23 protein-coding genes are annotated in these 22,704 nt (G+C 70.0%); 15 read left to right on the forward strand and 8 right to left on the reverse strand.

Annotated features, from left to right (window positions below):
• Nucleotides 1-31: 31 nt before the first annotated feature.
• Nucleotides 32-829 (reverse strand): Nif3-like dinuclear metal center hexameric protein, encoded by a 798-nt coding sequence (locus OG801_RS04875; RefSeq protein WP_406034082.1) that lies wholly within the window; start codon nt 827-829, stop codon nt 32-34.
• Between the two features lie 155 nt (nt 830-984).
• On the opposite strand from OG801_RS04875, the gene OG801_RS04880 reads away from it, so the two are divergent.
• The 10 genes from OG801_RS04880 (at nt 985) to OG801_RS04925 (ending at nt 9,485) form a co-directional block, all read left to right on the forward strand.
• Nucleotides 985-2,127 carry an ABC transporter ATP-binding protein gene (locus tag OG801_RS04880; protein WP_406034084.1) on the forward strand — a complete coding sequence of 381 codons (1,143 nt, stop codon included), beginning with the start codon at nt 985-987 and terminating at the stop codon, nt 2,125-2,127.
• On the forward strand, nt 2,124-3,326 hold the full coding sequence (locus OG801_RS04885; RefSeq protein WP_406034087.1) for a spermidine/putrescine ABC transporter substrate-binding protein: 1,203 nt from the start codon (nt 2,124-2,126) through the stop codon (nt 3,324-3,326). Before OG801_RS04880 ends, OG801_RS04885 begins: the two co-directional genes overlap by 4 nt.
• The gene (locus OG801_RS04890; RefSeq protein WP_406034088.1) at nt 3,319-4,227 is read left to right on the forward strand and encodes an ABC transporter permease; all 909 of its coding nucleotides are present in this window, start codon (nt 3,319-3,321) and stop codon (nt 4,225-4,227) included. The genes OG801_RS04885 and OG801_RS04890 overlap by 8 nt, the downstream gene beginning before the upstream one ends.
• Entirely contained in the window at nt 4,224-5,057 is an 834-nt protein-coding gene (locus tag OG801_RS04895) for an ABC transporter permease (RefSeq protein ID WP_378685316.1), read from the forward strand. Before OG801_RS04890 ends, OG801_RS04895 begins: the two co-directional genes overlap by 4 nt.
• A 47-nt stretch (nt 5,058-5,104) precedes the next feature.
• On the forward strand, nt 5,105-6,700 hold the full coding sequence (locus tag OG801_RS04900; protein WP_406034091.1) for an amidohydrolase: 1,596 nt from the start codon (nt 5,105-5,107) through the stop codon (nt 6,698-6,700).
• Between the two features lie 21 nt (nt 6,701-6,721).
• Complete coding sequence (locus OG801_RS04905; protein WP_406034093.1) at nt 6,722-6,970, forward strand: zinc-ribbon domain-containing protein; 249 nt, start codon at nt 6,722-6,724, stop codon at nt 6,968-6,970.
• A 105-nt stretch (nt 6,971-7,075) separates the two neighbouring features.
• The gene (locus OG801_RS04910; protein WP_406034095.1) at nt 7,076-8,062 is read left to right on the forward strand and encodes an intradiol ring-cleavage dioxygenase; all 987 of its coding nucleotides are present in this window, start codon (nt 7,076-7,078) and stop codon (nt 8,060-8,062) included.
• A 30-nt stretch (nt 8,063-8,092) separates the two neighbouring features.
• Nucleotides 8,093-8,257 carry a twin-arginine translocase TatA/TatE family subunit gene (tatA, locus tag OG801_RS04915; protein WP_406034097.1) on the forward strand — a complete coding sequence of 55 codons (165 nt, stop codon included), beginning with the start codon at nt 8,093-8,095 and terminating at the stop codon, nt 8,255-8,257.
• On the forward strand, nt 8,254-9,039 hold the full coding sequence (tatC, locus tag OG801_RS04920) for a twin-arginine translocase subunit TatC (RefSeq protein ID WP_406034099.1): 786 nt from the start codon (nt 8,254-8,256) through the stop codon (nt 9,037-9,039). The genes tatA and tatC overlap by 4 nt, the downstream gene beginning before the upstream one ends.
• Nucleotides 9,027-9,485, forward strand: a complete 459-nt coding sequence (locus OG801_RS04925) for a hypothetical protein (RefSeq protein WP_406034101.1) — start codon at nt 9,027-9,029, stop codon at nt 9,483-9,485. Before tatC ends, OG801_RS04925 begins: the two co-directional genes overlap by 13 nt.
• On the opposite strand, the gene OG801_RS04930 is transcribed toward OG801_RS04925, so the two are convergent.
• On the reverse strand, nt 9,482-11,023 hold the full coding sequence (locus OG801_RS04930; RefSeq protein ID WP_355020233.1) for an AMP-binding protein: 1,542 nt from the start codon (nt 11,021-11,023) through the stop codon (nt 9,482-9,484). The genes OG801_RS04925 and OG801_RS04930 overlap by 4 nt on opposite strands.
• A 104-nt stretch (nt 11,024-11,127) precedes the next feature.
• On the opposite strand from OG801_RS04930, the gene OG801_RS04935 reads away from it, so the two are divergent.
• From OG801_RS04935 to OG801_RS04945, 3 genes are read left to right on the forward strand one after another with little or no spacing between them, the layout of a single operon-like run.
• Nucleotides 11,128-11,400, forward strand: coding sequence for a hypothetical protein (locus OG801_RS04935; RefSeq protein ID WP_406034104.1), 273 nt, complete (start codon nt 11,128-11,130; stop codon nt 11,398-11,400).
• Nucleotides 11,369-12,856 (forward strand): sensor histidine kinase, encoded by a 1,488-nt coding sequence (locus tag OG801_RS04940; protein ID WP_406034105.1) that lies wholly within the window; start codon nt 11,369-11,371, stop codon nt 12,854-12,856. Before OG801_RS04935 ends, OG801_RS04940 begins: the two co-directional genes overlap by 32 nt.
• Nucleotides 12,841-13,506 carry a response regulator transcription factor gene (locus OG801_RS04945; protein ID WP_406034106.1) on the forward strand — a complete coding sequence of 222 codons (666 nt, stop codon included), beginning with the start codon at nt 12,841-12,843 and terminating at the stop codon, nt 13,504-13,506. The genes OG801_RS04940 and OG801_RS04945 overlap by 16 nt, the downstream gene beginning before the upstream one ends.
• 69 nt (nt 13,507-13,575) lie before the next feature.
• Here the strand turns inward: OG801_RS04945 and OG801_RS04950 are convergent, their stop codons facing one another.
• Together OG801_RS04950 and OG801_RS04955 are read right to left on the reverse strand one after the other, a co-directional pair.
• Nucleotides 13,576-14,448 carry a serine/threonine-protein kinase gene (locus OG801_RS04950; RefSeq protein ID WP_406034108.1) on the reverse strand — a complete coding sequence of 291 codons (873 nt, stop codon included), beginning with the start codon at nt 14,446-14,448 and terminating at the stop codon, nt 13,576-13,578.
• A 7-nt stretch (nt 14,449-14,455) separates the two neighbouring features.
• Nucleotides 14,456-14,854 carry a hypothetical protein gene (locus OG801_RS04955; RefSeq protein WP_406034110.1) on the reverse strand — a complete coding sequence of 133 codons (399 nt, stop codon included), beginning with the start codon at nt 14,852-14,854 and terminating at the stop codon, nt 14,456-14,458.
• A gap of 150 nt (nt 14,855-15,004) precedes the next feature.
• Here OG801_RS04955 and OG801_RS04960 point away from each other — a divergent pair, with 150 nt between their 5' ends.
• On the forward strand, nt 15,005-15,439 hold the full coding sequence (locus OG801_RS04960) for a hypothetical protein (protein ID WP_406034111.1): 435 nt from the start codon (nt 15,005-15,007) through the stop codon (nt 15,437-15,439).
• Between the two features lie 43 nt (nt 15,440-15,482).
• Complete coding sequence (locus OG801_RS04965; protein ID WP_406034113.1) at nt 15,483-16,565, forward strand: Vms1/Ankzf1 family peptidyl-tRNA hydrolase; 1,083 nt, start codon at nt 15,483-15,485, stop codon at nt 16,563-16,565.
• Between the two features lie 20 nt (nt 16,566-16,585).
• On the opposite strand, the gene OG801_RS04970 is transcribed toward OG801_RS04965, so the two are convergent.
• From OG801_RS04970 to OG801_RS04985, 4 genes are all read right to left on the reverse strand, one after another.
• Nucleotides 16,586-17,518: a lysophospholipid acyltransferase family protein gene (locus OG801_RS04970; RefSeq protein WP_406034115.1), complete on the reverse strand. Its 933-nt coding sequence runs from the start codon at nt 17,516-17,518 to the stop codon at nt 16,586-16,588.
• A gap of 79 nt (nt 17,519-17,597) precedes the next feature.
• Nucleotides 17,598-19,178 carry a lactate racemase domain-containing protein gene (locus OG801_RS04975; RefSeq protein ID WP_355020225.1) on the reverse strand — a complete coding sequence of 527 codons (1,581 nt, stop codon included), beginning with the start codon at nt 19,176-19,178 and terminating at the stop codon, nt 17,598-17,600.
• Between the two features lie 15 nt (nt 19,179-19,193).
• On the reverse strand, nt 19,194-20,384 hold the full coding sequence (locus tag OG801_RS04980) for a zinc-binding dehydrogenase (protein ID WP_406034117.1): 1,191 nt from the start codon (nt 20,382-20,384) through the stop codon (nt 19,194-19,196).
• An 11-nt stretch (nt 20,385-20,395) separates the two neighbouring features.
• Nucleotides 20,396-22,699 (reverse strand): HAD-IB family phosphatase, encoded by a 2,304-nt coding sequence (locus OG801_RS04985; RefSeq protein WP_406034119.1) that lies wholly within the window; start codon nt 22,697-22,699, stop codon nt 20,396-20,398.
• Nucleotides 22,700-22,704: the final 5 nt, after the last annotated feature.

The raw sequence follows: 22,704 nt of genomic DNA on the forward strand, positions 1-22,704 counted from the left end.
GATTCTCCTCAGCTATTCACACACGATTTTCTTACAGACGCAGCGTCCACGGGTCGGTGACGATCTGGCTGACCCGGGCCTCCACCGTATCTCCCAAAGCCTCGTTCAGTCGCCTCGCCAGGACAGGCAGCCAGGTCCACTCCGCCGCCCAGTGCGGGATGTCGATCAGCGCACCACCCTTCTCGAGGAACTCCGAGGCCGGATGGTGGCGCAGATCGCTGGTCACATAGACGTCGTACGCAGCCACCTGGTCGAGCAGGAAGTCGCCCGCGCCGCCGCACAGCGCCACCGAGGAGACCGGCCGGTCGAGGTCGCCGGCGACCCGGATCCCGGCCGCGGTCGCGGGCAGTGCGGCCGCCACGGACTCGGCGAAGGCGCCGAGCGTGGTCGGCTCCACGGTCCCGGCCCGGCCCGTCCCGACCTCGTCGGTGAGCCCCGGCACCAGCGGCCGCAGCGAGCTCAGCCCGAGCGCGAGCGCCAGCGACTCCGAGACGCCGCCGAGGGCCTGGTCGGCGTTGGTGTGCGCGGTGATCAGCGCGCACCGCGCGGCGACCAGCGTCGAGAGCGTACGTCCCTTCGGGGTCGTCGCCGCGAACCCGTGCACACCCTTGAGGAACAGCGGATGATGGACCACGACCAGGTCCGCACCCCACGCGGCCGCCTCCTCGGCGACCGGGAGGGTCGGGTCGACGGCGAGGAGCACCTTCGAGACGGGCTGCGAGGGCTCTCCCCAGACCAGCCCGACAGCATCCCATTCGTCGGCGGTCGCGGGCGGGTACCAGTCGTCCAGCAACGAGGTGACGGTGGACAGAGTGGGCGGGGTCGGCATGGGGTAAACCCTAGATCCCGAGACCGGGGCCGCACTCAGCGGCGGCGACGTACACGAAATCAAGTTCGTAACCGTTCTTTTACAACTGATTCCGTACTTTTCCCCGGATCCTGTGGTGGAATGCAGCGCTAAGTGAACAATCGACTGGAGCAGCGATGACCACGACAGCTACCCCGGACCCACCCTCCGGCTCGGTAACCATCACCGGCCTGACCAAGACCTATGGCCAGGCCACGGCGGTCGACGGCCTGGACCTGGAGATCCGGGCCGGCGAGTTCATCTCGCTGCTCGGCCCTTCGGGCTGCGGCAAGACCACGACGCTACGAATGATCGCCGGGTTCGAGAAGCCCGACTCAGGCAGCATCGTCATAGGCGGCAAGGACGTGGTCAGGCTCGCGCCCTACCAGCGCGACGTGAACACGGTCTTCCAGGCGTACGCGCTGTTTCCGCACAAGTCGGTCGCGGAGAACGTGGCCTACGGCCTGCAGCAGCGCAAGACGCCCAGGGCCGAGGTCCGCGAACGGGTCGTCGAGGCGCTGCGGATGGTGCGCATGCTCGACTTCGCCGACCGCGGCCCGGCCCAGCTCTCCGGCGGCCAGCAGCAGCGGGTGGCGCTCGCCCGGGCGCTGGTCAACCGTCCCGGCGTCCTCCTCCTCGACGAGCCGCTGGGCGCCCTGGACCGCCAGCTGCGCGAGGAGATGCAGCTCGAGCTCAAGCTCCTCCAGTCCCGCCTCGGGATCACCTTCGTGTTCGTCACCCACGACCAGCACGAGGCGCTCGCGATGAGCGACCGGATCGCGATCATGCGCGCCGGGCGGATCGAGCAGCTCGCCGACGCCGAGACCGTCTACAACCAGCCCGCCAGCGCGTACGTCGCCGGCTTCGTCGGCCAGCAGAACTTCCTGCACGGCGAGGTCAGCTCCGACGGCACCACCGTCGAGACCCCCTTCGTGGTCGTCGAGGGTCCCGCGAAGCCCGACGGGAAGCCCGGCGAGGCCCACCAGGCCGCGATCCGGCCCGAGATGATCTCGATCGAGCCCCGGGCCGAGTCCGGGACGGCGACGGCGAGCCTCAACTCCGTCGCCGGCGAGGTCCTCCAGGTCTCCCCGCTCGGCGAGGTGATCCAGTACCTCGTCAAGGTCACCGACGAGGTCAGCCTGCTGATCCGCCGCCCCACCCACGGCGCCGCCCGGCTCTCCCCCGGCGACCCGGTCCTCTGCGGCTGGGCCGCCGAGGACGTACGTCTCTTCCCCCTCGACACCCCGCTCGACCCGTCCACCGCTAGGAGCCCACAGTGAACAAGCCTGTCAACAAGAGTGGCAACGTACGCATCCTGGCCAGCCATGCCGGCGCGCGAGCGATCCGCCAGGAGCTCTCGCGGCGCCACTTCCTGAGCCTCGCCGCGCTCGCCGGTGCCGGCGTCGCGCTGAGCGCCTGCGGCTCGGGTGAGTCGGGCAGCACCGCCGTCGAGCCGGGCGGCGGCGCGACCGGCGGGCCGGTGGAGAAGTCGCTGTCGATCTACACCTGGGGCGACTACGACGCCCCCGAGGTGATCGACGCCTTCGGCAAGACCGGCCCGAAGGTGACGCTCGACTCCTACGGCTCCAACGAGGAGCTGATCTCGAAGCTGGTCGCGGCCGAGGGCACCAGCGGCTACGACATCGTCGTGCCGACCGGGGTCTACATCCCGCAGCTGATCGAGAACCAGATCATCGTCCCGCTCAACAAGGACCTGATCCCCAACATGGCCAAGGTGGACCCGCAGTTCCTCGGCCAGGACTGGGACCCGGAGAACGAGTACTCGGTGTGCAAGTGCTGGGGCACCACCGGGTTCGTCTACGACACCACCGTGATCAAGCGCGACCTGGTGACCTGGAACGACTTCATCGACGCGATGCAGAACGAGGCCTCGGGCAAGACCTCGCTGCTCGACGACCCGCAGGGTGTCGCGGGCCTCTACTTCTGGGCCAACGACATCGACTGGAACACCGAGGACATGGCCGACTACGACGCCTACGAGGCCGAGGCGGTCGAGAAGTGGGCACCGCACATCGCCGGCTTCGACTCCTACCCGGCCACCGGCGCGATGCAGCAGAACACCTTCGCGCTGATGCAGAACTGGAACGGCGACTCCCGCCTCGGGATCCTCGAGCACAAGCAGCCCGACCGCTGGAAGTGGGTCCTGGCCGGCCCGACGACCGAGCTGTGGATGGACAACTGGTGCATCGCGGCCGGTGCGCCCCACCCGGAGGCCGCGCACGCGTTCCTCGACTACGTGCTGGACCCGGAGAACTCGTTCCTGGAGATGGACTACATCGGCTACAACACCGGCGCGCTGGGCATCGAGGAGATGGCCGCGGAGCGCGGTGTCGAGCTGCCCGAGATGATCTTCTTCACCGACGAGCAGATCGCCACCATGAAGAACGGGGCCGTCAACGAAGCTCAGGACCGGCGTACGGAGGTCTACGACAAGCTGAAGGCCGCCGCCAGTGCGTAAGCGTCTCCCCGGGTTCGTCCTCGCCGTACCCGCGTGGCTGTGGTTGACGGTCTTCTTCGTGGTGCCGTTCCTGCAGATCGCCTGGTTCAGCTTCGGGGAGAAGCCCGGGATGTTCGGCACCCACAGCAACGCGGTGATGTCGCTGGACCGCTACGCCGAGGCGTTCAGCCCGACCTTCTTCACGATCTTCCGGGCGACGCTGTGGATGAGCGTGCTGGGGACCGTCGCCTGCCTGCTGATCGCGTTGCCGGCTGCGTACTTCATGGCGGTGAAGGTCCCAGCGAACCGGCGTGGGCTGCTGGTCGCCCTGGTGATGGTCCCCTACTGGACCTCCTTCCTGATCCGGACGATCGGCTGGAAGGTGATCCTGTCCTCCGAGGGCGCCCTGGCCGGGTTCCTGACCGACGTCGGCCTGGTCGCCGACCCGCACGACCTGCTCAACACCCGCGGTGCGGTGCTGCTGGGCCTGATCTACAACTATCTGCCGCTGATGATCCTGCCGATGTACGTCGCCTTCGACCGCGTCGACAACGCCCTCGGTGAGGCGTCCAAGGACCTCGGCGCCGACCGGCTGCGGACGTTCTTCCAGGTCACGCTGCCGTTGGCGCGGCCCGGGATCATCGCCGGCATCGTTCTGGTCTTCATCCCGATGATGGGCGATTACGTGACCCCGGCGGTCCTCGGCGGCGCGAAGGGCACGATGGTCGGCTCCCTGATCGCCAGCCAGTTCCTGACCGCGCAGAACTGGGCGCTGGGCTCGGCCATGGCGGTCGTCCTCATCCTGCTCACGATGCTCATCGTCGTCCTGGCGATCACGCTGATGTGGGCCGTGGGATGGCTCCTGCACAGACGCAGCAAGCTGGTCATCGGAACCGTCCACACCAAGGAGGTGACCGCATGAGCAGGCCGTCCGGAACAAATCTCGCGCTCGGCGCGTGGACCACGCTCGTCTTCCTCTTCCTGTTCGCCCCGATCATCGTGATCGGCATCTACTCCTTCAACGGCGGCCGACTGCTCACCGCCTGGGACGGCTTCAGCCTGGAGCCGTTCAAGGCGATCATCGAGCGCCCGACCGTACGCCACACCGTCGCCGTCTCCCTGCAGACCGCCGTGGTCGCCGCCCTCCTGGCGAGCGTGCTCGGCACCCTGGCCGGGATGGCGATGGCGCGGTTCCCGGGCCGCTGGGCGGGGCCGTTCACGCTGCTGTTGCTGCTGGTCTCGGTGACGCCCGAGATCGTCGACGGCATCGCGCTGCTCCCCTGGTTCGTGACGCTCGGGCAGGACTGGTCGCTGCTGCCGTTCAACAACGGCTACGTACGCCTCGTGGTCGGCCATTCGCTCTTCGCGACCGCTGTCGTCACCTACATCGTCCGGGCCCGCCTGGTCGGTCTGGACGCGTCGCTGGAGGAGGCCTCGGCGGACCTCTATGCGCGGCCGGTGGCGACGTTCTTCAAGGTCACGATCCCCCTCGTCGGGCCGGCGGTGCTCGCCGGTGGGCTGCTGGCCTTCACGCTGAGCCTCGACAACACGGTGATCTCCTCGTTCATCAACGTCTCCGGCACGACCTCGTGGCCGGTCTACGTGCTCTCCTCGGTTCGCTCCGGTCTCAAGCCCGAGATCGCAGCGGTCTCCACGATCCTGCTGGTCTTCACGCTCCTGGTCCTCGGCCTGGTGGCGCTCGTGCTCAAGCGCTCGGGCTCCTCGGTCACCGACACCATGGCCGTCAACTGAAGGGCGGTGACGCCCTCCCGGCGGACCTGCTGCTGCGCGGTGGTCGCGTGCTGCGCGAGGGCCGCTGGGAGGACACGGCTCTCGCCGCCCGCGACGGGCAGATCGTGGCCGTCGGCGAGGAGCTCGAAGCGCTGGCCGGCCCTGAGACTGTGGTCGAGGAGCTCGACGGCCGCTGGGTCCTGCCCGCCTTCCACGACTCCCACGTGCACCCGATCCAGGCCGGGCTGGAGATGAACCAGTGCGACCTGACCGGTCTCTCGACCCTCGAGGGCTACCTGGACGCCATCGGTTCCTACGCCGCGGCCAACCCCGGACGTGCCTGGGTCACCGGCGGTGGCTGGTCGATGGACTCCTTCCCGGGCGGCGTGCCGAGCGCCGAGCCCCTCGACCGGCTCCTTCCCGACCGGCCGGTCTTCCTGCCCAACCGCGACCACCACTCCGCCTGGGTGAACAGCCGCGCGCTCGAGCTCGCCGGCATCGATGCGGCTACGCCCGATCCGGGCGACGGGCGCATCGAGCGCGACTCCGCAGGCCGGCCGACCGGCGCACTGCACGAGGGTGCGATGGCGCTGGTCGGCTCGCTGGTCCCCGCCCCGACCCCACGCGACCTGACCGAGGCGCTGCTCACCGCACAGCGCCATCTCCACTCCGTCGGCATCGTGGGCTGGCAGGACGCGCTGGTCGGCGCCGGCCTCGGCATGCCCGACTCGCTGCCGACCTATGTCGCCGCCAACGACTCCGGCGTGCTCACCGCGAAGGTCGTCCTCGCCCAGTGGTGGGACCGCGACCGCGGCCTGGAGCAGCTGCCCGAGCTGATCGAACGTCGCGCTCTTGCCGCTCAGGTGGGGCTGGACGCGGCCAGCGTGAAGCTGATGCAGGACGGCGTCTGCGAGACGCACACGGCCGCCATGCTCGACCCCTACCTCGACTCCCACGGTCATCTCACCGACAACCGCGGGCTCTCCTTCATCCCGGCCGAGGCTCTGGCCACCTACGTCGCGGCGCTGGAGGCCAACGGGTTCCAGGCGCACATCCACGCGCTCGGGGACCGCGCGGTCCGCGACAGCCTGGACGCGATCGAGCACGCGCGGGCGGCCAACGGGGCCAGCGGTCTGCGCCACCATCTGGCCCACGTCCAGGTCGTCGACGCGGCCGACGTCCCTCGGTTCGCCGCCCTTGAGGTCACCGCCAACATCCAGCCGCTGTGGGCGTGCCTGGACGAGGCGGTGGAGGTGCTGACCCTGCCGTTCCTGGCGCCGGCTGCCCGCGACCAGCAGTACGTGTTCGGGTCGCTGCTGCGTACGGGTGCCCGGATCGCGTGCGGCAGCGACTGGCCGGTCTCCGACCCGGCGCCGCTGCTCGGCATGCACGTCGCGGTCAACCGCCGCTCCCCCGACCAGCCCGCCGACGCCACCCCGCTGCTTCCCGAGGAGGCGCTGACGGTCGCCGAGGCCCTCGCCGGCTACACCACCGGCACCGCCTACCTGAACCGTCGCGAAGGGTCCACGGGCCGAATCGAGTCCGGGTACGCGGCCGACCTGGTCGTCGTCGACCACGACATCCTCGGCGATGACACGACCGTTCTCGGCCGGACCCGGGTGACGAACACCTACGTCGACGGTCGCGAGGTCCACCGGCGCTGAGCGCGTGCAAGACTCGTCGGCATGATCATCTTCGGGCTCAAGACCTACACGCGACTGCTGGCCACGCTCTCGCTGGTCTGTCCCCACTGCCGCCAGCAGGCGGCCCATCGCCTGTTCGAGGTCGTCAACAAGTTCACCCTCTTCTTCATCCCGCTCTTCCCCGTCAGCAAGTCACGCCGGATGGACTGCACCTACTGCGGCTACGCCTCGAAGCTGTCCAAGGAGCAGGCGGACCAGCTCCAGTCCGCCCCACGTCCGAGCGTCGGCTGATCCTCGGCGGCTTTCACAGGAACCCCACAGCCCGGGCAGGAGGTCCTCACGGATCCGGACGTCAGAGTCAGGTCAACGCACCAGACAGACGTCAAGGAGAACCGAATGAGCCGCGTACCCGAACCCGAGAACACCGCTGAAGGCCCCGCCTATGAGGGCCGCCTGCTGGCCCGCCCCGAGGAGGAGGTGGTCGACCAGGGTGCCGGCTTCGACATCTCGACGCTGCTGACCCGCCGCCGGGTCCTCGGGCTCGTCGGGGTCGGGGTCGGGGCAGCAGCCCTGGCCGCCTGCGGCGCCAGCTCGTCGGGCTCGAGCTCGTCCGGCTCCTCGAGCACCTCGACCGGCGGCTCCGCTGCCAACACCTCGACGACCGCCGACGGCGAGATCCCGCAGGAGACCAACGGCCCCTACCCGGCCGACGGGACCAACGGCACCAACGTGCTGACCGAGTCCGGGATCGTACGCAGCGACATCACCTCCAGTCTCGACGGCGGCACCACGGTCGACGGTGTGCCGCTCACCTTCACCTTCACGGTCACCGACATGGCCAACGACAACGTGCCCTTCGAGGGCGTCGCGGTCTACCTGTGGCAGTGCGACGCGCAGGGCCTCTACTCGATGTACTCCGAGGGCGTCGAGGACGAGACGTACCTCCGCGGTGTCCAGGTCGCCGACGCCAAGGGTCAGGTGACCTTCAAGACGATCGTTCCGGGCTGCTACACCGGTCGCTGGACCCACATGCACTTCGAGGTCTACCCCGACGCCGACTCGGCGACGACCGGCGACAACGCCATCGCGACCTCGCAGGTCGCCTTCCCCGAGAAGATGCTCAACAAGGTCTACGAGCTCGACACCTACGCGGGCTCGGCCGACAACCTCACCCAGGTCACCCTCGAGAACGACAACGTCTTCAGCGACGGCTACGACCTCGAGATGGGCAAGTTCAGCGGCAGCCCGAGCGCCGGCTACAAGGGCTCGCTCTCAGTCGCCGTCGACACCACCACCGAGGCCTCCACGGGCGGCGCGCCCGGCGGCGGTGCCCCGCCCGAGGGTGGTGACGGTGGCACCCCGCCGGAGCCCCCGACCGAGTAACTCGTCCAGACCATCATCCAGGAGATCATCATGTTGCAGAACCTCACGGGCTGGCACGCCCTCGTCATCCTCGCCATCATCCTGCTCGTCTTCGGCTCGGCGAAGCTGCCGGCCCTCGCCCGGAGCGTCGGCCAGTCCGTACGCATCCTCAAGGACGAGACCCACGAGGGCGTGACCGACCGCAGGGCCTCATGACCACCGCCACCGCCGCACCGGTCACCGCCCCTCCGACCGCGAAGGGGACCATGCCCGTCGCCGGCCACCTGCGCGAGGCGAGCAGGCGTGGGATCCGTGCGGCGGTGGCACTCCTCGTCGGCGTGGTCGTCGGCTTCTGGCTCTCCGACCAGATCCTGGAGGTCCTGCGTTCCCCGATCGAGCAGATCGCCCAGTCCCAGGACGCCAGCCTCAACTACGACACCGTCACCGGTGCCTTCGACCTCAAGCTCAAGATCGCGCTCTTCACCGGCGTGATCCTCTCCAGCCCGATCTGGCTCGCCGAGCTGTTCGCGTACGTCACCCCCGGGCTGACCCGCCGCGAGCGGAAGTACACCTTCGGGTTCCTGGCGGCCGCGATCCCACTCTTCGCCGCGGGATGCGCGTTCGGCTTCCTGCTCTTCCCGCACATGGTCGAGATGCTCGCCGGGTTCTCGTCGGCCGAGGACAGCACCATCCTCAACGCCGGCTACTACGTCGACTTCGTGATGAAGATGGTCCTCGCGATCGGGGTCGCGTTCGTGCTCCCGGTCTTCGTGGTCGTGCTCAACGCGCTCGGCCTGCTCCCCGCGAGCACCCTGCGGCGCAGCTGGCGCACCATCGTGGTCGTCATCGTGCTGTTCAGCGCGCTGGTGACACCGGCTGCCGACGTACTGTCGATGTTCCTCGTCGCCGCGCCGATGTCGGCCCTGTTCGCCGCCGCCGTCCTCATCACCCATCTGCACGACCGCCGACTGATCAGGAGCCAGCCATGTTCGGCCTGACCTTCGAGAAGCTCTTCCTGGTCGCGATCGTCGCCGGCCTCGTGATCGGCCCCCAGCGGCTCCCGATCTACACCCACCGGCTCGCCGAGCTGATCCGCTCGGTCCGAAGCTTCGTCGACGCGTCCAAGGCGCGGGCGGACCTCGAAGCCCTGGACGTACGCCAGTACGACCCGCGCCGGATCGTGCGGAAGGCACTCACCGAGCCGGCGACCGCGCAGCCTGCAGGCGAGGCTGACTTGGAGGAACAAGCAAGCCGCGTACGTCCCGGGCAGAAGTATCTGGTCACCGGCGGCTCCGCGCATCCTCGCCGGATCCTGATCGACTCCCTGCCGGAGGACGACCCCCGCCGCCTCGCGGCCCACGTCCCAACTCCGGCCGCGGACGACGAGACCGAGCTCCTCCTGGCCGAGGTCGAGCAGCTCCTCGAGAAGCCGGCCCGAAGCTAGTTGACCTTGCGTTCGCGGTCGCCCCAGTAGGGCTCGCGGAGCTTGAACTTCTGCAGCTTGCCGGTGGCCGTACGCGCCAGGGAGTCGCGGAACTCGACGACCGTCGGTGCCTTGTAGCCGGCGGCTCGTTCCTTGCTCCAGGCGATCAGCTCCTCCTGGGTGGCCTGGGCGCCCTCGGCGAGGACGACGAGGGCCAGGATGGTCTCGCCCCACTTCTCGCTGGGGATGCCGATGACGGCGACCTCGGCGACCGAGGGGTGCAGGAAGAGGACGTCCTCGACCTCGGCGCTCGAGACGTTCTCGCCGCCGGTGATGATGACGTCCTTGATGCGGTCGGAGATGGTGAGGTAGCCGTCGTCGCCGAGGCTGCCGCCGTCGCCGGTGTGGAACCAGCCGTCGGCCAGCGCCTTCTCGGTCTCCTCCGGTTTCTCCCAGTAGCCCTCGAGCACGACGTTGGAGCGGGCCAGAACCTCCTTGTCGGGCGAGATGTCGAGGCTCACGCCGATCGCGGGCGCACCGGCGCGGGTCAGCTTCGCGGCGCGCTCCATCGGGTCGAGGTCGTCCCACTCGGCACGGGTGCGGTTGATGGTCAGCAGCGGCGAGGTCTCGGTGAGGCCGTAGATCTGGATGAACTCCCAGCCGAGCTCCTCCTGGACGCGGACGACAGTCTTCGTGGGCGGCGGCGCGCCGGCCATGATGATCCGAACCTTGTCCCGTCCCGGGATCTCGCCCTCGGTCGCCTGCCACTGCGGGAGCGCGTCGAGCACGGCGGCCGCCACCGCGGGGGCGGCGCACATGTAGGTGACTCCGTGGTCGCGTACGCGGCGCAGGATCTCCATCCCGTCGACCTTGCGCAGCACGATGTGCTTGATGCCGAGGCCGGTCGCCGCGAACGGCATCCCCCAGCCGTTGGCGTGGAACATCGGCAGCGTGTGCAGGTAGACGTCGCGGTCGTTGCAGCCGGCGTGCAGCGCGAAGGTCATCGCGTTGGTCCAGATGTTGCGGTGGGTGATCTGCACGCCCTTGGGCCGGGCGGTGGTGCCGGAGGTGTAGTTGATCGCCGCGGTCGCGTTCTCGTCCGGCTCCCACGGCTTCGGCTCGACACCCTCCGCTGCGTAGAGGTTGGCGTCGTCTCCGAGCACGAACCGATGCTTCGCGGTCACGTCCTTCAGCGCCTCGTCGACCTCGGGGTCGACCCAGAGCACCGAGGCGCCGGACTGCTCCACGATGTAGGAGACCTCGTCGGGACGGAGACGGAAGTTGACGGGCACCAAGATGCGCCCGTAACCGGAGACGCCGTAGAACGCGGTCAGCAGTCGCGCCGAGTTGTGGGAGACGATCGCGACCCGCTCCCCCACGCCGATGCCGAGCTCGTCGAGCCTCGCCGCCATCCGCTTCGCGAGCGACTTCATCTCGGCGTACGTCACCTCCCCGAGGGAGGCCGCCGGCTGGTCGGGCTCGTCGATGATGCCCACCCGCTCGCCGTAGACGGCTGCGGCACGGTCGATGAAGTCGTTGACGCTGAACGGGACGAACACGGGCGTTACCTCCAGGTGCAAGTGGTGACCCGGATCACTGTATCGATGAGAGGTCTCTCATGGACCCCCACATCGGACAGGTGGTCAGGCACTATCTGAGGGTCATGTCCCGCACCCTGAAACTCGTCCTCCCGCTGGTCGTCCTGGTGGCGGTCGGCGTCTACCTGGCCGCCTCCTTCGCCGGAGCCTCCGACAACGACCCGCCGCCTCGCGAGCCCGTCGTGCTGCCCTCGGAGAGCGTCTCGCCCTCCTCGCCCGGATCCCCGGGCTCCTCATCGAGCACGGATCCCTCGGGTGTCCCGGTCGTCACCCCTGGTCCCGTCGACGATGATGATGACGACGACGATGACCGCGACGACCGACATGACGACGACTGACCCTCAGCCACCCGGGACCACACCGCCCCCGCGGCGCCGGGGGCTGTCCGTGCGCGCCCGGATCACCGCCTCGGTCGCTCTGCTGGTCACCCTCGCCCTGGCCGGCGCCGGTCTCATCGTCTACGTCGTCGAGCTCAGCCGGGTCGAGGCCGCGACCACGCGCGAGATGGAGCAGGAGCTCGACGAGTTCTCCAGGCTGCGCACCGAGGGCATCGACCCCGAGACCAGGGCACCGTACGACGTGGAGGGCCTGCTGCGGACGTTCCTGAGCCGCAACGTGCCCGACGACGACGAGCTCCTCGTCGCCTGGGTCGACGGCCGGGCGCGCGCACACTTCCCCGAAGACCCGCTGATCACCACCGCGCGGTTCAGCGAGGCCGTCGCCGATGTGGTCGTGGACGGCGGGACGACCTATCTCGACACCGCGGACGGCGAGGTACGCATCACCAGCCAGCCGGTGCGGCAGGACAACGCCCAGGGCACCACCGAGGGCGCCCTCCTCGTCGTCTCCTACCTCGACGAGGACCGTGCCGAGCTGCGCAGCACGATGCGCACCTACACGATCGTGGCCGCCCTTCTCGCCCTGCTCGTCACCGTGGTCGCGGCCTGGCAGTCCGGGCGGCTGCTGGCCCCGCTGACCAGACTCCGGCAGGCGACCGGAGCGGTCAACGCCACCGACCTCTCCGCCCGGCTGCCCGAGTCGGGCAACGACGACATCTCGGCCCTGACCAGGAACTTCAACGACATGCTGGCCCGGCTGGAGCAGGCGTTCTCCGACCAGCGCCAGTTCCTCGACGACGCGGGGCACGAGCTGCGTACGCCGCTGACGATCATCGGCGGCCACCTCGAGCTCCTCGATGAGTCCGACCCGGCCGAGGTCGAGCAGACCCGGCGGCTGGCGCTCGACGAGGTCGACCGGATGAGCCGTCTGGTCGGCGACCTGATCCTGCTGGCCAAGCACGACCGGCCCGACTTCCTCACCCTGGAGGAGGTCGACGTCGACACCCTCACCGAGGACATCCTGGCCAAGGCCAGCGCCCTCGCCGACCGCGACTGGCACCTCGACGCGGCGACTCCCGGCACCTGGCGCCTGGACCCGCAGCGGGTCACCCAGGCGATGCTGCAGCTGTGCGACAACGCCGCCGGACACACCGCACCCGGCGACCGGATCGCAGTCGGCTCGGCGACCGTCGACGGCACCCTGCGGCTGTGGGTACGCGACACCGGACCGGGAGTGCCTGCCGAGGACCGGGACCGGATCTTCGAGCGGTTCGCGCGCGGCGCCGAGACCGGCTCCGGCGACCGGCCGGGACTCGGGCTCGGCCTCGCCATCGTCTCCGCCATCGCCACCGCCCACGGCGGCACCGTGGGCGTCGAGGACGCGACACCCTCCGGCGCCCGCTTCACGATCACCCTGCCCGCACGCACCGAAGGAGAGGCATGGCCCGCATCCTGATCGTCGAGGACGAGGACCGCATCGCGGCCTTCCTCGCCAAGGGCCTGAGCGCCGACGGCCACCAGGTCAGCACCGTCGCCGACGGGCTGGAGGGACTCGAGGAGGCGCTGAGCGGCGCCTTCGACCTGATGGTGCTCGACATCGGCCTGCCGACCATCGACGGCTTCGAGGTGCTCGACCAGCTGCGCGCCCAGGGATCCCGGATGCCGGTGGTCGTGCTGACCGCCCGCGACTCGGTGCACGACACCGTCTCCGCGCTCGAGGGCGGCGCCGACGACTACCTGGCCAAGCCGTTCCGCTTCGCCGAGCTGCGGGCCCGGATCAACGTACGCCTGCGGCAGCAGGACAACACCGACGCCGAGGTGGGCGAGCTCCGCTCGGGGTCGGTCGCGCTGGACCTGCGTACGCGGCGCCTGCGGGTCGACGGGCGCGAGAGCGACCTCTCGGCGCGTGAGTTCGCGCTGGCGGAGGTGCTGCTGCGGCATCCGGGGCAGGTCCTCTCCCGCGCGCAGCTGCTCGACCTGGCCTGGGGCATGGACTTCGACCCCGGCTCCAACGTCGTCGACGTCTACGTCGGCTACCTGCGCAAGAAGCTGGGCTCGGCCCGGGTCGAGACCGTACGCGGCATGGGCTACCGCTTCCAGCCCTGATCCCGGCTCCGGGAACGGCTGAGGGCCCGGCAGGCGCCGGGCCCTCAGCTGCAGGGGATGGGAGAAGGGTCAGTGGATCCGCAGGCCGCCCAGCGAGGCTCGCGGAAGCCGCTCCAGCGCGGGCGAGACGGTCTCGGCGATCTCCGCCGGGGCCGGCCGGTCACCGGCGGCCGGGGCGAGGCACGCCTCGATGACCTTGACGACCTCGGGCGGCGTACGCCTGGGGAGGTCGCCGGGACCGGAGACGAGCTGCGGGTAGCGCTCGGTGCGGTCAGCGGCCGACGGGTCGCCATGGGGGAACGGCCGCTCGCCGGTGACGGCGTGGAAGAGCGTCGCGCCGAGGGCCCAGACGTCGCTGGCGGGGCCGACCTCGCCCAGCTCGCCGGGCAGGCACTGCTCGGGGGCCATGTAGGCGTCGGTGCCGATCTCGTGGCGCAGAGCGGCCGCCGCTGCGGTCGGGCGGGCCACGGAGAGGTCGATCAGCCGGGCCGGCGAGCCCATGATCAGGTTGCTCGGCTTGATGTCGAGGTGCACCCAGCCGGAGCGCCGCAGGTAGTGCAGCGCCGAGGCGAGGTCGAGCGCCAGCGGCAGGTACTGCTGCTCCGGGAGTCGCCCGTGGCGGCGGATCAGCGTCGAGAGCCGGGGGCCCTCGACGTGCTCCATCACGACGTACGGGCGCTCGCCGTCGAGGTCCTCGCGTAGGCCGCGGACGAGGACCGGATGGCGCAGCTGCGTCAGGGCGTCGGTCTCGCGCCGCAGCGCGTTGCGGCTGGTCTCGCTGTCGATCAGGTTCGGTCGCAGGACCTTGGCGACGACCGGCCCGTAGGTGATCTCGTCGAAGGCCAGGAAGGCCTCGTACGACGAGCCGCCCCCGAGCAGCCGCATCGCGGTCAGCTCGGGGGTGATCGCGTCACCCTGGACCAGGCCCCAGGTGTCGGTCATCTTCGACTCAGCCCTGGGTCCGGTCGTTGGTGTTGTCGTCCCGCGTGTTGTTCTTGGTGTTGTCGTCCTTGGTGTTGTCGTCCTTGGTGTTGTCGTCCTTCGTGTTGTTGTCCTTGGTCTGGTCGTCGCGGGTGACCTTGTCGCGGGTGTTGTCGCGGGTGTTGTCCTTGGTCGCCCGGGTCACACCGGTGCCGTTGGTCGCGGTGTCGTTGCCGGCGGCGTCGCGGGTGACGTCGTCGGCGTCGTTGTCGTCGTCATCGTCGACTGTGGTCACCTGGGTGTTGGACTTCTCCTCACGCTTGGCATAGCCGTCGTCATCGACAGCGGCAGCGCTCTGGTAGCTGAACACGCCCGCCGCGACCACGCCGACCAGGCCGGTACCGAGGATCATCGGAAGCTTCTTCATCATTCGTCCCTTCAGGTTCTGCCCCGGGTGTTCCCGGCGCCATGCAAGAACCATCTCGACCCGCGGTGAGGTGATCGTGAGATGACCATGAGAGCTCTCTCATCCGCGAGCCGGTTCGGGTCCTGGGGCCGGTGGTGGTAGGAACGTCCCGTGCAAAGCAGCGAGCGGCGCGAGATCGCGCTCAAGGTCGGTGTACTGCTGCTGGTCGGGGTGCTGATCTCGGTCGCCGGCTACGGCTACTCACGCTCGCGCTTCCGCGAGCACGCCATCGAGCAGTCCGAGACGGCCGCCAGCCAGTTCGCGCGGACCACGAGCTGGACCACGGTCGAGGCGAAGCCGGAGCTGGTGGCGCAATGGGCGCGGGCCTGTCCCTCGGTCCAGACCCCGCCCACCGAGAAGACGGCTGACGCGCGCGGTCACCTGGAGAAGGTACGCATCACCTCCACCGACCTCACCGAGACCGGCGCCACGGTGGAGCTGACCCCCGACGGCGGTCAGTCCGTGTTCACCTTCGTGGTCACCCGCTCCGGCGAGGGCAAGGACGAGGAGTGGCGGGTCACCGAGGTCACCTGCGCAGCCGGTTGATCGAGCGCGTGTCACATCCCCTGTCGGTGGGTACCACACCGATATGGACACTGCTGGATTCACCAACCTGTTGACCCGACCCGGGCCGTACGCCACCGTGCTGGCCGATGTCAGCCAGGACTCGGAGAACGCGGCCCACGCCAAGGAGCTGCGGGTGCGCGCCGCCTGTGAAGAGCTCTCCGCCCAGGGGGCTCCCCCGGGCGTCGTCGCCCAGGTCTCCGACCGGCTGGAGGCGAACGTACGTCAGCCGGCCCCGCTCGCGCGGGTCGTCGTCGCGACGCCCGAGGGGATCGCCTACGACGAGGTCGCCGTTGCCGCGGTCCCCAACCCGGTCGCGACCTGGGACATGCTGCCCGACCTCGGCTCCTGGATCGCCGCGCGCGAGACGTCGATGCCGTTCGTGCTGGTCCTGGCCGACCACACCGGTGGCGAGATCTCGCTGTGGGACTCAGGACTGCCGCAGCCGACGAGCACGACCACCGTGGAGGGCGACGAGCTCGAGCACGTCCACACGATCCGGGACAACGTCGGGTGGGCCGCCTACCGCATGCAGCAGACCACCGACAACGTCTGGCGCCACAGCGCCGACAAGGTCGCCGAGGAGGTCACCAGGCTGGTCCGCGACCACGGTCATGAGCTCGTCCTCATCGGCGGCGACCCGACCACGGTGGGCAGACTGCGCGACGACCTCTCCGGGCTGTCGGCCGAGGTGGTCGAGCTGGCGAGCGGTCAGCGCGCCGAGGACGGCGGCGACCACGCTCGCAACGAGGCGATCCGCAGCGCGCTGCTGGACCAGGTCGTACGCCGCCGCACGGCGCTGGTCCGTCGGCTCGAGGAGGCCTGGGGCCGGGGCGAGCGCGAGGCCACCGGCGTACGCGACGTTGCCGACGCCTTCGTCACCGGCCGCGTCGAGACCCTGCTGATCGACCCCGGCGCACTGGCCGGGCACACCCTCGACCCGGCGGACCATCCCGGCCTCACCTTCGGCGAGGCCCCGGTCTCCGGTCCGGTCGAGGCCGGCGAGGCGCTCATCGCCGCCGCGGTCCTCACCGACGCGGAGGTGTACGTCCTGCCCGCCAGCCTGCTCGGCGACGCCCCCGTGGCGGCACTGCTGCGCTGGGCCTGACCCGGCTCAGCGGCACAGGATCAACGGCGCCAGGCCCTGAGCCGGTCCGGCTCGGGGTCGGGTGACTCCGTGGCCGCCCAGACCTTGCGCCACTCGGCGATCTCCTCGCCGGCGGGGTCGGGCGTGCGCTCCTCGGCAGCGCGGCGCATCGAGGCGTACCAGTCGGTGGCGTCCTCATCCAGCAGCCTCGCCACCGCCGTCCGGATCCGGGGCGCGAACTCACGGATCGACTCGCCCTCGGCCGGGCGGAGCGGCTCCCCGAAGCGTACGGTCAGCTGGCGGCGGCCACCGGCCTTGTCCTTGCCGGGCCAGTTCACCCCGCGCGGCATCGCAGCGTAGGTGCCACGGTGGGCGATCGGGACGACGGGGACGCCGTACTCGATGGCCAGGTAGGCGGCGCCGGACCGGAACCGGCCGACGGTGCCGTCCTTGGACCGGGTGCCCTCGGGGAAGACGACCAGCGACCAGCCGTCGGCGAGCACCTCCCCGGGTGCGTTCGCGAGTGCGCCCCCGCGTCGGTCGATCGGCAGCGTGTTGAAGACCAGCGAGGAGCCCACCGCCCGCCACCAGGTGTCGAAGAAGTAGTCGGCCGCGGCCGCCACCGCCGTACGCCGCCGCCACTGGTCCGGAAGGCTCAGCAGGATCAGCGGAGTGTCCAGGTGGGAGGCGTGGTTGGCCACGAAGATCACCGGACCGTCGAGCTTCTCGAGCACGTCCAGCCCCTCGACCTGGGTCTTCACCTGCGACCGGAAGACCGCCTCGAGCCCGGCCTGCGCGACCTCCCTGACCGCTCGCGCGGCCGGCCTGCGCGACCACTCGTTGTCGAAGACCGTCGTCGTCGCCGGCGGCACGAACGGCTCCGCCGACCGCGGCACCTGCGCCCGATGACCCCACCGCCAGCCCCGCTGGAAGAGTCGTACGTCGCGGGCGGTCTCCTTCCAGAAACTACTCATGAGCCGCCCCCGCTGGTCGAGCCGCCCCCGCTGGTCTCGACACGCTCGCTGGCGCTCGCGGCTCGACCGACGATGGCGCTCATCGGACGTCCGCCAGGAGGTGCGGAGGGTTGCGGAGGTAGGTGATCGACGGGGACGGGCCGACGGTCGAGCTCGCCATCTCGAGCGCATCCCGCAACGTCGACGCGCTCCGGAAGCCCATCCGCGCGGCGGCCTTGGGGTTGCCGCCGACCCAGATGACGTCGCCGAGGTGGTCGAGGGCGTGCGCGATCCAGTACCACATGTAGAACGGGTGGACGCCGTGGTAGGCGTTCGAGGTGCGGTAGAGGTGGACGTACCAGGGGTCCGTGGCGAACTGCTCCTCGAACTTCGGCCCGATCAGCGCCGGGTCGTTCGTGTCGGCCAGCACCTCCTCGTAGAAGTCGACGTAGGAGGGATGCGTCAGGGTGTTGAAGCCCTCGTCGAGCGGGTGGTAGAGGATCGCGACGCCACCCGCGCGCACGACCGGCTGGCGCAGGTAGGAGTTGAAGTAGTAGCCCAGCCCCATGCAGGCGGCCAGGATCGGGTTCATGGTCGAGTTGACGTTGTAGGGGCCGAGGTAGGGCACCCCCATCACCATCACGTCGGACTGCCCCTCGACCTTGACCCGCTGCTGCTGGTGGACGCGCTGCACCGTCAGCTCGTGCACCGGCTCGACGGCGCCGGCGGTGATCCCGGTCAGCCCGTAGTTGGAGCGCAGGTCGTGGAACATCTTGTGGCGCATCTTCTGCGGCGCCACCGCCAGGCCGCGGCGCAGGCCGAGGACGGTGGCCTGGTCGCGCAGCGACCACTCCCACTCGCGCTTGAGCAGCGTGTCGTACGGCTTCCCGAACACCTCGTTGTCGAGCGTCGTCTCGATCTGGAAGACCTTGACGTGCTCGCCGATCAGCCGGCCCATCCGCCAGGCGGAGGAGTGCATCTCGGAGTGCTTGTGGTCCATGAACGAGCGCGAGTGCACCATCGTCTTGGCGTTGTGGTGGTGCTTGATCGACTTGTAGGAGGCCAGCCCGATGCCGACCGATTTGTGGCCGCCGTCCATCGCGACGAGGTTCACGTTGACGTAGATCAGCAGGTCGGAGGTGGCCGCCCGCTTGTTGATCTCGACATCCTCGCCCTTCTCGGTGACGCCCATGTGCTCGAGGTTGGCGCGGTCCTCGGCGTCATGGTTATAGAGCAGCCCCTGCGGCGCGAAGCTGCGAAAGACGCGCTCGCCGACGATGTGCTTCATCTCGGCGTCGGTCATCCGGCGGTGCAGGGCCAGCGCGGCGATGATCTCGACGTCGTCGACGCCCTTCTCGGCCGCGATCGTGAGCACCTGCTCGATGATCCGGCCCCGGATGTCGGGCGCCTTCATGGTCGGCAGCGGCAGCGAGAGGTCGTCGAAGGCGATCGTCAGCCGCATCCCCGGGAACATCAGCTCCCGCAGCGGTTCGGAGTCGACCGGGTTCTCCAGCGACTCCCGGATCGCCGCGTCCACGTCGGGCACCGTCGGCAGCGACTCCGGCGGGTAGATCACCCGGGTGCCCTGCGGGAACTCCTCCAGCCTGAACCCGAGCCCCTCGTGGACGAGCAGGGGCGGCGTACGGTCGTCGACCTCCAGCACGAAACCTGGTCGTGTCATCGTGTCTCTCCTTCTTCAGGACGTACGTCTCGGGTCGAACGCCACCTTGACGGTGCCGAGCCGACCGGCTGAGTGGGCATGGTCGAGGGCCTCGCGCCAGCGGTGGAGCGGGTAGGGCGCGACGGTCTTGGCGAGGCGGCACATGGCGTCGTGGCCGACCAGGTCGAGGGCGGTGGCGAAGTCGCCGGAGCCGCGCGAGGAGGCGTAAGTCCCGACCACCTCGAGCTCCCGGAACCAGGCCGCGGACAGATCGGCGGAGGCGGGCATCCCGGAGAGCACGACGCGTCCACCCGCGCGGGTGGCGTGCAGGCAGGTCTGCAGCGACTCCTTCGAGCCGACCGCGTCGACGGTCACGTCCACGCCGCCGAGGAGGTAGGGCGAGGAGAGCATCTCAGGCTCGAGCATGAACGCGCTGGTCGCGCGCCTGATCCTGCGCAGCGTCTCCGACGGCGCGACGACCTCGGTGGCGCCGAACTCGAGCGCCAGCTCGCGCTGATGAGCGTGCTTGGCGACGACCAGGATCTCACCGGCGTCGGTGAGCTCGCGCAGGGCCAGCGTCGCCAGCAGCCCGACCGCCCCGGCACCCGAGACGAGCACGCGGTCACCCGGCTTGACCGCGGCCCGGCGAGCGGTGTGCACCGCACAGGCGACCGGCTCGGCGAGCAGCGCCTGCTCGTCGGAGTAGCCGTCGGGCACCACGTGGAGCTGGGAGCGGTGCACCGAGAGCTGCTGCGACCAGCCGCCGCCGGTGTCGTGACAGAACCCGGTCTGCAACCCGGAGGAGATGTCGCCGACGGTGATCCGGGAGCACCGGTTGGTCTCGCCCCGCGCACACGCCTCGCACGCCTCCAGCCCGCGCGCGGCGCAGGTCAGGACCGGGTCGACGACCACGCGGGTCCCGGCCACCAGATCGCCGCAGGGGTCGAGCAGCTCGCCCACGATCTCGTGGCCGGGCACGAACGGCAGGCTCACCAGCGGCTGGAAGTAGAGGCTCGTCCTCCCCGACAGCATCCCCAGGTCGGAGCCGCAGATGCCGGACAGAGAGACCCGCAGCCGCGCCCAGCCGTCGTGCTCGACCCGTGGCGGGTCGAGCGTCACCATCCGCAGCGGCGCCGCCGCCCCGGTCAGCAGCAGCGGCAGCCGTCCGCCGGCGACCTTCCCCAGCGCCGTCTTGGCGACGCTGCGGTACATCTCGAGCGCGAGCATTCAGCCCCTCCTCATCGGTGCAGCCCAGCCGGGTCGAGCGTCCGGCTCGCGTGGCCCGGCGACTCCCAGTCGACGATGGTCCAGTGCGACTTCTTGGCGTGCCGGAAAAGAGGTACGTCGGGCCGGACCGCCACCGGGTGTCCGACCGCGGCGAGCAGCGGGAGGTCGGAGTGGGAGTCGGCGTAGGCGAAGCTGTCGGCCGGCGAGATGCCCTCGCGGCGCGACCACTCCCGAACGAACGCCCCGCGCGACTCCCCGACCAGCGGCGACGCGGCCATGTGGCCGGTGCAGAACCCACGGTCGTCGACGGCCAGATCTGCCGCCTCGATGTGGTCGAACAGCGGCATCAGCGGCCGGGTCAGCGGCCGGATCGCGCCGGTGACCAGCACCGTCACGTGCCCCGCCGCCCGGTGCTCCCGGATCCGCCGGACCGCGTCCGGCGCCAGCCGCCCGAGGATGTGCGTCGTCAGGTGCTCGTCGACGATCTGGTCGAGCTCGGAGAGCCGAGCGCCGGCGTACTCCTTGTAGACCGTACGCAGCAGCGTGCCGCGCTCGGTGCGGTCCGCCCACACGTAGCCGGGCACCTTGCTCGCCATCCGGGCGATCTCGGCCGCCTTCTGGGTGCCGGAGAGCTCACCGAGCCGCAGCCACAGGTAGGTCTCGATCACGTTGGAGGACATCAGGGTGCCGTCGAGGTCGAAGAAGGCCGCGACCCGCGTCTCGTCGGTGATCGAGCTTGTCGAGATCCGCGGCAACCGGCCGGAGTCCGGCCGCTTCCGCAGCTTGCGCAGCTCGTCGAGCTCACGGACCGGCTTGGTCACCGACGGCACGTGGATGTCGTGGAGGTATTCGTGCCAGTCGATCACGCCGGTGTCGAAGGCGAAGGTCTCCTGGTCGGCCGGCGACAGCGACCGATAGAGCGCGAGCGTGTTTTCGTCGACGAAGCGCAGGTCGGCCTGGGCGTACTCCTTGTAGAGATCCAGGTAGCGACGCAGGAACTGCAGCCGCCGGCCCTGCCGGTCGAGGTCGCGCGCCCAGCTGCGGGTGCGGTCGCTGCGAGGAGCCATCCCCAGCAGCCTGTCGGCGATCTTGTGGACCCGCTCCCCGGTCACCATCATCCGCTCGACCGAGGCCCCGCCCGGGAACGTCCACTCCGGCAGCCGGGCCGCGCCGCGGTCACCGGCCGCGAACGGCTCCTTGGAGAAGTAGGCCCGCACGGTCTCGTAGAGCATCCCGAAGGTCACCGGGTTGCGGTCGCCGGAAGCGAGATGGAAGTAGGCCGGTTCGCCGTGCTCGGGCGGGTGCGCCAGGCACGCCACGATCGAGGCGACGACGTGGTCGACCGGCACGATGTCGACGGGGGTGTCCGCGGCCGCCGGGAAGAGCGGCAGCTCGCCGCGGCCGTAGGCGAGGATCAGCGGCTCGGCCATCTTGAAGCCCTCGATCCAGCCCGGATATGGGCGGGAGACGGCCGACTCGATGATCGCCGGGCGGTAGATCGTGGCCCGGTTCCCCGCTGCGGCGTGGGCTTCGACCACCCGCTCGCCCAGCGCCTTGGTGAACGTGTAGGCGTCGGTCCAGCCCAGCGAACGCGCCCGCTCGGTGCCGAGACGTACGAGCTCGTCCTTCACCCACTTCTTGCGCGCCTCCTCGGCGGCAGCGGCGGCGGTCATCAGACCTGCCCGACCATGCTCGCGCTCGGCCTGCTTGCGCAGCTTGGAGATCACCTCGACACCGCGCGAGCGCTCCTCGACGGCCGCCCGCTGCGCCAGCCCCCAGGCCAGCTCGGCGTCCACGTCGACGGAGTGGTCGACCGGCCCCTCGGGGATGTGTCCACGGCGCCGCCCGGAGACGTACGCGGTCGAGACGTGCAGATAGTGGATGTCCCGCCCCGTCTCCGCGACCCGCCTGAGCAGCTCCCGGACGCCGACGACGTTGGTGACGAACCCTTCGTCGACCGGCGGGTCGAACGAGACATCTCCCGCCGAGTGCACCACGGCGTCGAGATCGTCCGGCAGCGACGGCGGAGCGGAGAGATCGCCCTCGACGACGTTCACCTCCGCGTCCGAGACGGCCTCGAAGATCGGCTTGGTCAGCATCTTCGCGATCCGGTCCGCCCCCGATGTCGACCCCTTGGGCCGGACCAGGACGCTGAGACGTACGTCCGGCACCTCGGTCAGCATCAGATGCAGCAGCGCCTCGCCGACGAACCCGGTCACTCCCGTGAGCAGCACATGCTGCCCCGCGAGCCGCTCCCGAATGGAGGCCCGAGGATCGTCGTCGTAATGGTTTCCCTGCGCCAGGTCAGAGGTCACGGTTG

Origin of the sequence: Nocardioides sp. NBC_00163, from assembly GCF_045206295.1 — a bacterium.
Taxonomy (GTDB): Bacteria; Actinomycetota; Actinomycetes; order Propionibacteriales; family Nocardioidaceae; genus Nocardioides.